This is a genomic window from Dactylosporangium sp. NPDC005572 (assembly GCF_040605515.1).
Classification (GTDB): domain Bacteria; phylum Actinomycetota; class Actinomycetes; order Mycobacteriales; family Micromonosporaceae; genus Dactylosporangium.
Genome location: NZ_JBEXCY010000287.1, coordinates 1 through 12,898, shown reverse-complemented (window position 1 = coordinate 12,898; position 12,898 = coordinate 1). Strand labels below are relative to the sequence as shown.

Genomic DNA, 12,898 nt, shown 5'->3' with positions numbered 1-12,898 from the left:
CACGTAGAGTGCGGTGGCGAGGGTGTCCAGATCGACGTGCACGTGGCCTCCATGGGGCGATGTTCAATCGGGCGCGTGTCCGGTGTGGAGCGTTGGTGTCCTGATGCGCTGCGGGAGCTGGCGGCACTGTTGATCCCGCCGGACACTACATACCGACAAAGGCCAGTGTCCGGCGTGAGCAACCTGATGCGCGGAAGGTCAGCCAGCAAGAACGCTGGGAGCGCGGCGCTGCGACGCTATACGCGGATGGCGGTCGTCGAACGTCCGGTATCGGTGTTGTTGCACCGTCAGCCAGGTGAGACTGGCCACGCCAACGACCGCGTAGCCCCAAACTGTACCGAGGCTGTCCCACGCCGTGTGCAGGGTGACCGCGCCCACGAAAGTCGCCGCGAGCGTGAGGAACTGTCGCAGATGGGGGTTGGCGGCGAAAGCCCACAGCGCGCCGCAGGTCAGGCCAGTCCAGGCGGTGTGGCCTGCTGGGGCCAGCAGTCCGCGGATGAACAGGGTCTGTTCCACGGCACCGAGGTCGCCTTTCGCGGCCAGCAACGCGGTGAACGCGTAGCCCATTGTTTCCAGCGCGGCGAATCCCATCCCGCTTGCCACGCCGACGACGAGGCCATCGGCGGGCTCACGACGGCCCCGGCGGGCAAACACGGCGAACAGCACCACCCCGGGCACGATGAGCTTGGCGACCTCTTCGATCAGCCCCACGAACACCATCGGCAGCACGCCGAGGTCCCGTAGCACGTCATACTCCCACGTTCCCGCCGCAACCACACCAATCACGCCACCGAAAAAAGCCACTATCGCGAGCATCGATGCCGGCACCCGCCAGTGCCCTGACCGAGCCTGGGTGAATGCGAGGAACGCCGCCGGGACGACACTAGCGCCGAGCAGGATGAGAGCGGGCACGAAGTTCGGGTTCTTCGTGGCCACCAGTGTCCGCAGCACCAGAAGATACAATCCCGCGCCGACGATCAGCACCAGCAGCCACGACCACCTACGCGTTCTGGTCATGGCCGTGAGTCTAGCGCCAATGCGGGAATTGATCCCCTACGCGAAGTGCCTCCGCGATGCTGGCTGGATCGGCCTGTACCTGGCAAGCAGGTCACGAGACAGCCGCGGAACCTACGCTGGACACCGACCAACACCGAGCGCCACGGCCAGGATCCTGTCCATGCAGGGCTGGGCAGGTTTGGCGAGCTATTCGGTTACTCGGTCGTCTTCTCCGGTCGGTGTGGTCATCGCCCGACGTTCGACGACGGCGCTGGACCGCCTATCTGGAGTGGGTGGGCTTGGCCGAATGTCGGCTTGCCGGCTACTCATCGAGCATTGCTACGCGGCGGCTGTGCCTGGCGGGCGTGCTGCCAGCCGAGTTGCCGACGGCGGTCCACGTACCAGAACAACCGCCCAACGGTTCAACCGGTTAGTTGACAACTCCGCCTGGGCGGCATAGGGTGCCAACTGAAACGTTAGTGGGTAGCGCTATGAACATATTGCGAGATTCTGATGCGACACGGGCTCGGCTGCTAGCCGCAGCAGCCGACGAGTTCGCAGCGCATGGCATCGCTGGGGCGAGGGTAGATCGGATCGCCATTGCCGCCAACGCCAACAAGGCGCAGATCTACCACTATTTCGGGAGCAAGGAAGCACTGTTCGAGGCGGTTTTCGACACCCTCGTAGCCAAGGTCGTCCAGGACATTCCCATTGATGTCCACGACCTCCCCGGCTACGCCGCAACACTCGCCGATGGCTATGACAGCCACCCCGAGGTTGCCCGCCTCGCTACCTGGTACCGCCTGGAGTACGCCACCAACCGATCGCCGTCCCCGCAGATCGTGAGCAGTCTCCGGGAGAAGGTCGATTCTATCGCTCGAGCACAGACTGAAGGCGTTCTCCCGACGCACTACGCACCGGGGACTCTGCTGGCCCTCATCCTGCACGTCGCTGCGCTCTGGGCCGCGACAGGCCCGGAGTTCAGCGCCGCGATCCGCCCGCCAGCCCGTCAGCAACGCCGCGATATTGTCGCCGACGCCGTTCGCCGCATATTGACCTGACCCCGCAGCAACAAGCACGACCGGGCATGGTGAGCTGACGTCAGACGCCCGCCCGGGTGCCTCAACAGCCGCCATAGAGCCGTGTCCTGCGAGCCGGCGGACACAGGCCCGTCCGTGAGAGCTACCCGGCTAGAACCACTCCGAGATGCGGCGCCAATAGCCTCGGCGCCAGTGCCGTGACCTGCAGCGTAGGCGTGCTGCGGCGCGAATCCCCGCCGAGTCTCAGCCGCCTCGACGAACAAAGTGCGGGGTAGCGCCGGACGACCCGCTGCCAGGCGACACCGCGAACCATGGACGTCCGCTTCGTCGAGGTGCCGGCGGACCACCGGGGCCATCGTCCCCGGCCGGCGCGCTGTCGCCGCACTGGATGAGCACGGCTACCACGGAATCTCGATGGGAAGGATCGAGGCTGAGGTCGGTGTCAGCGTCCGCACTCTGCACCGATACATCCCCACCAAGGCGGACATCGTCTGGTGCCCGATCGACACCTCGTTTCAAGACCTGCACGAACGACTCCGCCAGATCGACACCGAGACGGGGATTCTCGAAGCCCTGGCCACGACGCTGGTTGACGGATTCGAGGAGGGGCGTGAGGACACCGAGACAACCCGTGCGCGGCTGCGGCTCATCGCGGCGACGCCCGAGTTGCATGCCCGAAACTCGGAGCCATTCGAACACTGGCGCCGGCAGATCGCCCAGTTTCTCGCACACCGGCTCGGCGCAGGCGAGGCGACCTGGTGCCGGTAGCGGGTCGCCGCAGGCGTGCAGTCCGCGACCATGGCCGCACTCACCTGGTGGGCCACCCACGATCAGGCCGACACCCCGCAGGCGGCCGTCGCCCGAACGCTGCTCGCGTTCAACGCTGCCACACGGCACTGAATGACGGCGGGCAGCTCGGCAGCAATTTGGCGGCGAGCTGGTCGTCGCTGCCAAACACGCACGATCTCCGCGACCCAGAGACTATCGCCTCCCGGTTCGCCGAGCGAACTGCTGCCCATAGATGGGATAGTCCGCTTCGTCGAACGATCGGGCCAGCGTGTCGTCATCTCGAGAGCAGGCACTGCCGTCGATCCCGCATCGGTCGCCACAGCCTGAGGGGTCTCGATGTGGCCCCGTCGAGGTCGCCGGCCGGTCCGGCGATCGGTGATAGGAAGCTGACCCACACACTCCCCCGATGTGGATCCTCCAAGTGGATCCCGCCGTCCCAGCCGCGACTACCATGCACCGGTGCCCGGCCGACCCACACTCCAAGGTGACCTAACTAGTCAGTTAGATAGTCGCCGACCAGCGCAGCCGTGCACCCGAGCGGAGGTCGTCACCCATTCGAGACCTGCCACCGATTCCAGCAAACTTTTCATCTATCCGGTTAGTAGGTTACAGTTATGTGATGAATCGCGACGCGCAAGCGACCCAGCAACGGCTGATCGACGCCGCCGCCGACGAGTTCGCCGCGTACGGCATCGCGGGTGCACGGGTCGACCGGATCGCTGCTGCAGCGAAGAGCAACAAGGCGCAGATCTACCACTACTTTGGCAGCAAGGACCAGTTGTTCGATGCCGTGATGAACGACGTCGTGACCCGCACCGCCGGAAACGTGCCGATCAACGTCGACGACCTCGCTGAATACGCCGGACAGCTGTTCGACGCCTACGAGGACGATCCCCGGATCGCCCGACTCGCAACCTGGTACCGCCTGGAACGACCCGGAGAGCCGGACCAGCTCGAAGTACTCTCCGACACGATCCGTGACGAACTCCAGCAGATCCGCCGCGCCCAGAAGACCGGCACCCTGCCCACCCGGTACCGGCCAGCCGATCTACTGAACCTCGTGCTGCACATGACTTTTCTGTGGGCGTTCGTGTTCCCGGAGCTGAGAGGCCAGTTCGCGAAGACAACACGGCCACATCGCCGCCGCGTGCTCACCGATGCCGTCAAGGCGCTGCTCATCTCTGACATGCCATCGAGCAGCGACACAGACTCGTAGATCCCGAACGCGTCGGAAGCGCCGCCTGGGCCGCCGGTGGAATGTAGTCGTGACCAGAGCCGGCCCCGCCGGTGTTGAGGCGGTTGGCTGTCCGATCCGCTGGCCCAGCGGTCGCGTTCCATGCTGGCATCGGACCCGGCGTTGCGGCACGATTCGCGCAGAGCATCGACTGGGTCCGGGGTGCTGCCCGCCGCTACGACGCGGCTGGCTACCAGGCCGTTTCAGGCCCCGGGACTGACCCACTGGGCCCACGGCGCGGCCAGGCCTAAGGAGGGCGGTGTTGTCGAACGTCACTCTTGCCGCGACGGCGCAAGCTCCAGCAATCGCTTCCTGGCCGCCGGTACCTCCCGACACCGTAGGGAACACCCTCGATGAGGCAATAGGCTTTGTCGTGGCTTCGAGCTTGTCAGACACGGGACCCTCGGCCATGTTTCGAAAGGTCAGGGTCGGCAATCCCGACGCAGACGATGACGTCGAGGCTTCTCCCCGACCAGGCCGACCCGTGACGAGGCAGCGGCACGTAAACGCAGCGCATTCCATCGATCTTGACGCATACAAGTCTGGGGCCACTCCGGACGATGCGACCGCCTCCAGCGCAGCCTGCCTGCTTGCTGAAAGCAGCGAGCCCCCTTGCCTGCCTCCGGCGATGCCGGTTTCCCCTCCGCCATCGAGCGCGAGAACACCCAACGGCGGTCGGGTTCCCGGTCCTGAACACCGCCGCGCTAGGTCACTGCCCTCCCGTTGTGTATCGCGCCGTCTCTCGCCCGCGGTTGTCATCACTGCAACTCCTCGTCTGGTCAGCTCGAGGCCAGGTGCCGACCAACGACCCTAATCAACTATCCGGATGGTTGACACCGGCGATCGGTTGGTTCCGGCGGTGCCGATCAGGCTTGAAGCTACATTTGTCCAACAGGAGTGGCCCATCGCACTCTCTCGGCCGGCGCTGCAGTGCATGACTGCTCTCCCTATCTATCCGGTTAGTAAGTAGAATCTGGGCATGACCCGAGACTCGCAAGCCACAAGACGGCGGCTGCTGGACGCGGCTGCCAACGAGTTCTCCGCGCACGGGATCGCAGGTGCCCGCATCGACCGCATCGCCGGTGCTGCGAAGACGAACAAGGCGCAGATATACCACTACTTCGGTAGCAAGGAACAGCTGTTCGACGCAGTCCTGGACGGCATCGTCAGCCAGGCCGCCAACAAGACGCCCATCGACGTGCGGGACCTTCCTGGGTACGCCGGGCGACTCTTCGATCTTTATGAAGACGACCCCAGGATCGCCCGGCTGGCCATCTGGTATCGCCTGGAGCGAGTGAGTCCAGCCGACACGATCGCAGCACTCTCAGAGACCATCCACGATGAGCTGATGCAGATACGGCGAGCTCAGGGGGCGGGCCTGTTGCCGTCCGCGCGGCAGCCGCTCGACCTGCTGAACCTCGTGCTGCATCTGTCCTTCTTGTGGGCGTTCGTTTTTCCGGAACTGCAAGACCAGGGCACGACCGTCTCGCGGACGCACCGCCGCCGCGTCCTCACCGACGCTGTACGGACGCTTCTCATGGCGGAACCACCAACGAACGACGACGTCGCACTCGCCCGCCATGAGCCGGACGGCCGACGCCCGTAGCCGCAGCAATCGCTCTTTGAGCTGGATACCAGCAGTTGCATAACATGCACGGGACAAGGTTCTGGGCACGTGCAGGTGTAACGCCAGGACACCAGTTTAGACCGGGTGAGACCGGCCAACAAGGCTCGGCGTGCTGACAACGAGTCCCTACACCCACCCCTGCTGACTCCAGGCTGGGGTGGGCGGGACGAGTTCCACGGACCGGTCTGCCGTCCAGTTGGCACGACGAGGCCCATACCCTGCCGTCCTTCACCAATGGATGCCTGCGGCTACCCTCTGGCCGAGGGATGAAGCCGGATCGTGACGACGGCGCCGCTCAACGGACGGCCGTTGCGGATCGCAACCGTACCGTCGTGTGCGGCAACGATCGCACGGACGATCGACAGTCCCAGCCCGGCACCGCCCGTGCTGCGGGCGGTCGTGCCACGTACGAACCGCTCGAACGCCGACTCCAACAGCGTTGCCGGAAAGCCGGGGCCGTCGTCAGCCCATTCCAGTTCGACGTAGCCGTGTCCCTCATGCCGGGCTCGGCCGACGCGGACCTCGACTTCGGCAGCGCCGGCGGCCGCGCTGTTGGCGGCGAGATTCGAAAGGACCTGCCGGACCCGATCAGCGTCGGTCTCAATAAGGCAACCGGACTTGTAGCCGACCTTGTCCGCCGCACCGGCCCGGTCCGCAGATGCGTGCACGATGATCCGCAGGCCGAGAACGGGCTCAAGGGATCGCGTCTCGTGTATCACTAGGTCGTATAGGTCCATCGGCTCGCGGTACAGAACGAGCACACCCGCTCGATCACGGGCCAACAGCAGCAAGTCCGCGGCGAGGCGGCCTAACTTGATCTTTAACCTTAGGTCGGTCGGCATCGACCCCGGCTGATCGAGGGTGCAGCCCTTGATTGATCATTCCTCTTGTCTAGGGAAGAAGATCCGATCAAGGGCTGCGAGGGATCAGTGTGCATGATGGTGGGCGTGGCGGCGCGGTTGGGGATCTCGGGACATTCCGCGGGGAGCTGTACCACTGTCTGACTGCTCGTGGCGATGCGTTGTTTGAGTTGGCTGACGCGGTGTTGTGCACGGACGGGCCGGTGCGGTCGCTGCCGGCGTTGTCGCTGGTCGCGGAGCATCGTCGTGGTCACGGCGCGCTGTACGACGCTCTGGCGGCCGGTCGGGTGGACGTCGGACGGCTGCGGTCGGCGTTGGTGTCGGCGCCGATGCCGCGTGCGGCTGATGGCCGGATCGTCCTGGCGGTGGATGTGACGTGCTGGCTGCGGCCGGAGGCGCATAGCTCGCCGGAGCGGATCCTGTGTCACACCGCTGGCCGGAGCAAGGGCGAGCACGTCGGAGTCCCCGGGTGGCCGTACTCGTTCGTGGTCGCGTTGGAGACGGGCCGCAGTTCGTGGACCGCGCCGCTGGACGCCGTCCGGCTCGTCCCAGGCGCCGATCTGGCTGCGGTCACCGCTGGGCAGGTGCGTGATGTGGTTGCCGGCCTCGTGGCGGCCGGGCACCGTCAGCCCGGCGACCCGGACATCTGGATCGTCATGGACGCCGGCTACGACGCGGCCCGCCTCGCCTGGCTGCTACGGGATCTGCCGGTCCGGGTCCTGGCCCGGCTGCGGTCGGACCGAGTCCTGCGCCGGGCCGCGCCGGCCCGGCTGCCGGGAGAACTGGGCCGGCCCCGCCGCCACGGCGGGGAGTTCATCTTCGGTGACCCGGCCAGCTGGGACACCCCGGACGTGACCACCACGACACAACCACGACCGGGACCCGCCTCTACGGCGCCGCAACAGCCAGGGCCTGGCACCGCCTGCACCCACGGTTGACCCGCCGCGCCGCCTGGGCCGACTGCCCAGACCTGCCGATCCTGCCCGGCACCTTGATCCGCCTGGACGTGGCCCGGCTGCCCTCCGGCGCGACCGCGAAACCGGTCTGGCTGTGGTACTCCACCAGCATCGGCGACGACACCGGAGACACCGGACACGACCCGGATACGGCGCTGGTGGACCTGCTCTGGCAGGCGTTCCTGCGCCGTTTCGACATCGAGCACACCTTCCGGCTGCTCAAACAGACCCTCGGCTGGACCGTGCCGAAACTCCGCGACCCGCACGCCGCGGACCGGTGGACCTGGCTGATCATCGCCGCCTGCACCCAGCTGCGACTGGCCCGCCCACTCGCCGCCGACCTACGACGGCCCTGGGAGAAACCCGCAGCACCCCAACGACTCACTCCAGCCCGGGTCCGCCGCGGATTTCGGCACCTCCGCACGACGACCGTGAGGCTGTCGCGCAGCTTTCGATCTTCAACTGTCAAGGGTGTTGTTGTTGATCGCCCAATGTGGACGATCATGTCGTTCCGTGGCCTACAACTTCATCCCCTGCAGCCCGGATGACTCGGCACGGGCCAGGCATGACCTGCGTGGGTGGCTGCCGCCGAAGCATCTGTGCTGGCAGGTCCTGAAGATTGTCGGCGAGGTTCGACCTGTCCGGGTTCCTGCGCGGCTATCGTGCCGATGGTCAGGGCGCGGCGGCATATCCGCCCCACGTGCTGCTCAGCCTGGTGCTGTACTGCTACTGCAAGGGCGTGCGCTCCACGCGCAAGATCGAGGCCGCTTGCGTCGATGACGTGGGGTGCCGCGTCATCACGGGCAACCAGCAGGTCGACCATGCCACCGTCGCGCGGTTCCTGCGCCGCCACCGCGAGAGTCTGAAGGCGTTGTTCGTGCAGGTCATGGCACTGTGCGCCCGACGCGGGCTGGTGGACCTGTCCGCAGTGGCGGTGGACGGCTCACCGATGCACGCGGCGGCCGCACGCTCAGCCAACCGCAGCCTGGACGCCTTGGAGGCCGTCATCGCCGACGGTGAGGAGCAACTCGACCAGATGGCGGAGGACGCAGACGATGCGGCTGCCGCCGGGCGCCATCGGTTCATGGCCGCAGGTAGCTGTCTGCGGCGGCTGTCGCAGCTCAGCGATCGCGTGACACGGGCCCGGCTGGCCCGGGACAAGCTGCTCGAGCGTTCGTTGCCCTCGGCGGGCGAGATCCGGATCAAGGTGGAGGCCGCGCAGCGGATGGTGGCCAGAGCCGAGGCGCGCCTGGCCGAGGTCACGGCCGGCCAGCAGCAGCGGCTGGCCGACTACGCTCGCCGGACCCTGCAGGATCAGGCCGCGGGACGGCGGCGCGCTGCCGGGCGTCCGCCGGTCAGTATCGAGGCCAAGACCAAGGTCATTGCTCAGCAGGCTCGCCTCGCCCGGGCGCGGGCCGCGTTGCACCGTGCGCGTTACCCGCGACCGATCCCGTCCTCGGCGGCCAGGGCCTCGCTCACCGATCCGGCGTCACGGCTCATGCTCGGCAAGCACGGCGGCTACGTGCAGGGCTACAACGTGCAGATCGCCTGCGCACGCAACCAGGTTCTCCTCGCGATCGAGCTGCAGGACAACCCTGCCGACACCACCGCACTCGTCCCGGTCATCAGACGTGTTCAGCACAACTGCGCAGCCGCCGGGCTGACCGGCGACGTCGCGGCGTGGCTGGCCGACAGCGGCTACGCCAGCACCGCGAACTTCGCAGCCCTGGCCGATCTCCCGCTGCTGGTCTCGATCACCAAGGAGTACGAGCAGACCAATGTGACCACGCCACCTGGGCACAACGTCCCCGCCGGCCACCGCGAGATGGCCGCCCGGCTGGCATCCGCCGAAGGCAGGCAGCTCTACGCCCGCCGCGGCGCCCTCGTCGAACCAGGCTTCGCTCAGATGTTCCAGCGGTTCGGACGCCGCGTGCACCAACGCGGCACCGCCGCGGTCGACACCGAGATCAAACTCCTCGGCGCGGTGCACAACCTGAACAAGATCTTCCGCCACGATGCCAGGCAGCGGACCTCTTGACAGTTGAAGATCGAAAGCTGCGCGACAGCCTCCCGTCTGTCCCGCCAGCGCGCCGAAACCTTCTCAGCCAGGACCCGGACGACCGCCCGGACGACCCAACCGCCGCCCCACCCGCCGCCACGACGTCCACACCGTCACCAGCAACGACACCGCAAAAGCGAACCCCAACAAGAAGAAACCCACCGATCCCCGACCCCGCCGCACAGGTTAAAGATCAAGTTAGGCGAACAACCTGCGTCCGGGCGGCGAGCAGAGACTGCTCGGTCTCGGTGTACTCGGCGTCGGCGAGCGCGGCGAGGGCAAGATCGATGTCACCGCGTAGCACCGCAATCGGGGTACGTAACTCGTGGCTGGCATCATCGACGAAGGCCCGCTCCCGGTCGAAGGACACCCGCAACCGGCCGAGCATGTCGTCGAGCGTGGTAGCTAACCGGGCGATCTCGTCACCACCAGCGACGGCCGGCAGTCGTTTGGGCGAATCCAGGCTGGAGATCATCGCGGTCTCGCGCGTGAGCAAGTCAACCGGCCGCAGTGCGGCCCGGATCGCCACCCAGCCCGCCCCGGCAACCATCGCGACCAGCATCGGCGCGGCGATGCCCAGCGCGGAAACCCCGGCCGCCGCGCTGGCACTGCTGACCGCCGTCGGCGCGGCCGCCGTCCTGGCCACCACACCCGCGCAACGCATGCTACTCACCGCACCCGACTCACCGCAGGAGGCGACCCGAGGACCGATGAACCGGCGAACCGCTCGGCCACCGAGACCGATCCACGTGTGCCCGACCGACGCACAATGCACCTCGAAGCAGACGCAACCGTCCTCGGCTGCAGCGACCTTCACCTCGAGAGCGCCCGAACCGCAGCAACAACTCTGATGGAGCAGGACCTCGTTACCCGGCTCGACCGTTGGACCGGCCCCGGCGCGGTTGTGTTCAACGGCGATACGTTCGAACTGTGGGGCGAGCCTGATGGTTCCGTCACGAGTGCACTCGACGCGCACCCCGACCTGACGTCGGCAGTACGGCGTTTCACCAACACTCCGGGTCGCGAGGCTGTTGTGCTGGTGGGTAACCATGACGGGCCAATCGCCTGGGACGGCGTCTCCGCCGAAGTACTCGCGGTGCGGCTCGGCGCGCAATGCGCGCTGACCGCAGACCTCGCGTTCACCACCCCGTTGGGAACACGGGTGGTGCGCTGCGAACACGGGCACGCCTTCGACCCGGCGAACCGCTTCGCAGACCCCCGAAATCCGCTCGACTCACCGCTCGGCCAGCACATCGTGCAGGAAGTGCTGCCCGAGGTGCGATGCACGCCGCTGCTTACTGACGTCAGCGCGCTCGGCGACCCGAACGCCATCGGCCGGTACATCGCCTCCCGGCTTGTGTACCGGCAGCTTGGGCGGCACCTGTGGTGGCTGCTGGTACCAGTCCTGCTGACCGTGTTGCTTCGCATACCAGCGACCGTCCGGGAGCTCGCAGGGCACGCTGCGACGATGCGGGTCGAGCGGTGGACGGTGTTGGCCGGGCTCGGCATCGTCGCCGAGACCGGTCTGCTACTGGTGGCGGCGCTGCTGTTGGCCCGTAACGTCTACAAGGCGATGGCCAGCAGCCGCTTCGGCCCGCGTGGCCTGAGACTCAACGCCATTCCAAAGGCCGCCGCAGCAGCGCTGTGCGGCGCTCCGGCCTCGGGTCTTGCCGGGCTGATCACCGGGCACACCACCAGCCCGAGCTCTCCGCCGTAGTCGACGGCTTCTATGCCAACACAGGGGGCGGCACGAGGCAGGTGGAGCAGCACCGCGCCCGCTGGCTGCTGCCGCCTGTGTTCGCCACCGTGCTGCGTCGCTCCTGGGTCGAGCTCGACGTCGACCGTGATCTGCGCTTCCGCCTAGTTGTGGCAGAGTCCCCGGCCGGCGACGCCACTCGCCTCGAACGGCTCGTCACCCGTCAACAGCCCACCGTACCGAGGACGCCGGAAGTGGTTGCAACCCTGCCCGGCCAGGCGGCGTGGCCCTTACCCACCGAGCCGCTCACGGCACGGGCACGGGCGGGTCGTATCCGCACCTCCGCGGCGCTGCTCGTCGCGGCCGTCGCGCTGCTCAGCGTAGTGTCGGCCGTGACCGCGCCGCTGCGCGGTCGGCTCGCCGCGCTGCTTGAGATCCTGCCGGTGGCCGCGCCGCAGGCCGCCGCCACCGCGGTCGTCTTCGTCAGCGCCTTCCTGCTGCTGATCTCATGGGGCTTGCACCGTGGCCGCAGTCTGGCCTGGGCGGTCGCGGTGGTCCTGCTAACCGCGACAGCGCTGCTGCACCTGCTCAAAGGACTCGACGTCGAGGAGGCTGTTGTCACGCTGTTTCTCGCGGGGTGGCTCGCGCGCAACCGCACCGCATTCCCGGCCCACCCCGACCACCGGCAGGCCAGGCGGGCCGCCTACGTGCTCGCAACCGGCGGCGTGATCACCGCAGCGCTGACCGCCGTCCTGGTGGCCGGCACCCGAGTCCGTGGCAGTACCGGTCATACCGCAGCTGCCATCGCGGAGCGAATCGCCGGACGGAACTCGCTCCCCCTGTCGTACCCGTTCATCACTCCAGCGCTGATCGCGGCCGGCTCAGTCTGATGCTGATCGTAGGCTGGCTGTTGCTAAGCCCTCGGCTACGGCGCACGCCCAGCCCGGCCGACCGCCGATCCGATCTCGCGCAGGCCCGCCAGATCGTGGCCGAGCACGGTGGCGACACTCTCGGCTACTTCGCTCTACGGGACGACAAGTCTCGGTTCTTCACCGGCGACTGCGTCGTGGCCTACGACGTGCGCGACGGCGTCTGCCTGGTCTCGCCCGATCCGATCGGCCCACCCGACCAGCACGCACTCGCGTGGGCACAGTCCACCGCGTTCGCCGACCGTCATGGCTGGCCGGTTACCGTCGTCGGTGCCGCCGAGTCCTGGCTGCCCGTTTACCAAGCGGCCGGCATGCACCCGGTATACCTCGGCGACGAGGCGATCGTCGACTGCGCCTCGTTCAGCCTGGAAGGGCGTTCGATGAAGTCGCTACGCGGCGCCTACAACCGTGTCCGCAAAGCCGGCTACACCGTGCGATTCCACGACCCGGCGACGCTGCCTGCCGATCTCAAAGGTGAGCTGCGGTTCCTGGCCACGCAGTCCCGGCAGGGCGGGGCGGAACGCGGCTTCTCGATGACACTGTCCCGGTTGTTCGAGCCAACAGACACAGGTCTGCTACTCGCAGTCGCCTACGGCCCCGACGGCCGCCCTGCCGGCTTCTGCCATTGGATCCCGGCCGCGGACATTGCTGGTTGGTCTGAGCCACCCCCGCTTTCGTGGAGCTTCTCAAACATGATCGACTGATCATGGGG

At 67.2% G+C, this 12,898-nt stretch carries 11 protein-coding genes and 1 pseudogene; 9 read left to right on the top strand and 3 right to left on the bottom strand.

Features of this window, described 5'->3' with window-relative positions; all coding sequences use genetic code 11:
• Positions 1-198: 198 nt before the first annotated feature.
• Positions 199-1,017 (bottom strand): PrsW family intramembrane metalloprotease, encoded by an 819-nt coding sequence (locus ABZS66_RS56535; RefSeq protein WP_354772426.1) that lies wholly within the window; start codon positions 1,015-1,017, stop codon positions 199-201.
• A gap of 470 nt (positions 1,018-1,487) precedes the next feature.
• Between ABZS66_RS56535 and ABZS66_RS56530 the strand changes: the two genes are divergently transcribed.
• From ABZS66_RS56530 to ABZS66_RS56515, 4 genes are all read left to right on the top strand, one after another.
• Positions 1,488-2,057: a TetR family transcriptional regulator gene (locus ABZS66_RS56530; protein ID WP_354772424.1), complete on the top strand. Its 570-nt coding sequence runs from the start codon at positions 1,488-1,490 to the stop codon at positions 2,055-2,057.
• Positions 2,058-2,300: 243 nt separating this feature from the next.
• Complete coding sequence (locus ABZS66_RS56525; RefSeq protein ID WP_354772422.1) at positions 2,301-2,804, top strand: TetR family transcriptional regulator; 504 nt, start codon at positions 2,301-2,303, stop codon at positions 2,802-2,804.
• Between the two features lie 640 nt (positions 2,805-3,444).
• Positions 3,445-4,041: a TetR family transcriptional regulator gene (locus tag ABZS66_RS56520; protein WP_354772420.1), complete on the top strand. Its 597-nt coding sequence runs from the start codon at positions 3,445-3,447 to the stop codon at positions 4,039-4,041.
• 997 nt (positions 4,042-5,038) lie between these two features.
• On the top strand, positions 5,039-5,665 hold the full coding sequence (locus tag ABZS66_RS56515; protein WP_354772418.1) for a TetR family transcriptional regulator: 627 nt from the start codon (positions 5,039-5,041) through the stop codon (positions 5,663-5,665).
• Between the two features lie 269 nt (positions 5,666-5,934).
• Here the strand turns inward: ABZS66_RS56515 and ABZS66_RS56510 are convergent, their stop codons facing one another.
• Positions 5,935-6,447, bottom strand: a complete 513-nt coding sequence (locus tag ABZS66_RS56510) for a sensor histidine kinase (RefSeq protein WP_354772416.1) — start codon at positions 6,445-6,447, stop codon at positions 5,935-5,937.
• Positions 6,448-6,611: 164 nt separating this feature from the next.
• Here ABZS66_RS56510 and ABZS66_RS56505 point away from each other — a divergent pair.
• A pseudogene (locus ABZS66_RS56505) lies at positions 6,612-7,927 on the top strand (NF041680 family putative transposase); the annotation flags it as partial.
• Positions 7,928-8,121: 194 nt separating this feature from the next.
• The gene (locus ABZS66_RS56500; RefSeq protein ID WP_354772414.1) at positions 8,122-9,540 is read left to right on the top strand and encodes a transposase; all 1,419 of its coding nucleotides are present in this window, start codon (positions 8,122-8,124) and stop codon (positions 9,538-9,540) included.
• 214 nt (positions 9,541-9,754) lie between these two features.
• Here ABZS66_RS56500 and ABZS66_RS56495 read toward each other — a convergent pair whose 3' ends face one another.
• On the bottom strand, positions 9,755-10,210 hold the full coding sequence (locus ABZS66_RS56495; protein WP_354772412.1) for a HAMP domain-containing protein: 456 nt from the start codon (positions 10,208-10,210) through the stop codon (positions 9,755-9,757).
• A gap of 201 nt (positions 10,211-10,411) precedes the next feature.
• On the opposite strand from ABZS66_RS56495, the gene ABZS66_RS56490 reads away from it, so the two are divergent.
• From ABZS66_RS56490 to ABZS66_RS56480, 3 genes are read left to right on the top strand one after another with little or no spacing between them, the layout of a single operon-like run.
• Positions 10,412-11,278 (top strand): hypothetical protein, encoded by an 867-nt coding sequence (locus ABZS66_RS56490; protein ID WP_354772410.1) that lies wholly within the window; start codon positions 10,412-10,414, stop codon positions 11,276-11,278.
• Between the two features lie 41 nt (positions 11,279-11,319).
• Complete coding sequence (locus tag ABZS66_RS56485) at positions 11,320-12,147, top strand: hypothetical protein (protein ID WP_354772408.1); 828 nt, start codon at positions 11,320-11,322, stop codon at positions 12,145-12,147.
• Positions 12,147-12,890, top strand: a complete 744-nt coding sequence (locus ABZS66_RS56480) for a DUF2156 domain-containing protein (RefSeq protein ID WP_354772406.1) — start codon at positions 12,147-12,149, stop codon at positions 12,888-12,890. Before ABZS66_RS56485 ends, ABZS66_RS56480 begins: the two co-directional genes overlap by 1 nt.
• The last annotated feature ends 8 nt before the right edge of the window (positions 12,891-12,898 follow it).

What these genes read in the sequence shown, in the direction of transcription:
- ABZS66_RS56535 (WP_354772426.1), bottom strand. Translation starts at nt 1,017, where the DNA reads ATGACCAGAACGCGTAGGTGGTCGTGGCTGCTGGTGCTGATCGTCGGC.
- ABZS66_RS56530 (WP_354772424.1), top strand. Translation starts at nt 1,488, where the DNA reads ATGAACATATTGCGAGATTCTGATGCGACACGGGCTCGGCTGCTAGCC.
- ABZS66_RS56520 (WP_354772420.1), top strand. Translation starts at nt 3,445, where the DNA reads ATGAATCGCGACGCGCAAGCGACCCAGCAACGGCTGATCGACGCCGCC.
- ABZS66_RS56515 (WP_354772418.1), top strand. Translation starts at nt 5,039, where the DNA reads ATGACCCGAGACTCGCAAGCCACAAGACGGCGGCTGCTGGACGCGGCT.
- ABZS66_RS56490 (WP_354772410.1), top strand. Translation starts at nt 10,412, where the DNA reads ATGGAGCAGGACCTCGTTACCCGGCTCGACCGTTGGACCGGCCCCGGC.
- ABZS66_RS56480 (WP_354772406.1), top strand. Translation starts at nt 12,147, where the DNA reads ATGCTGATCGTAGGCTGGCTGTTGCTAAGCCCTCGGCTACGGCGCACG.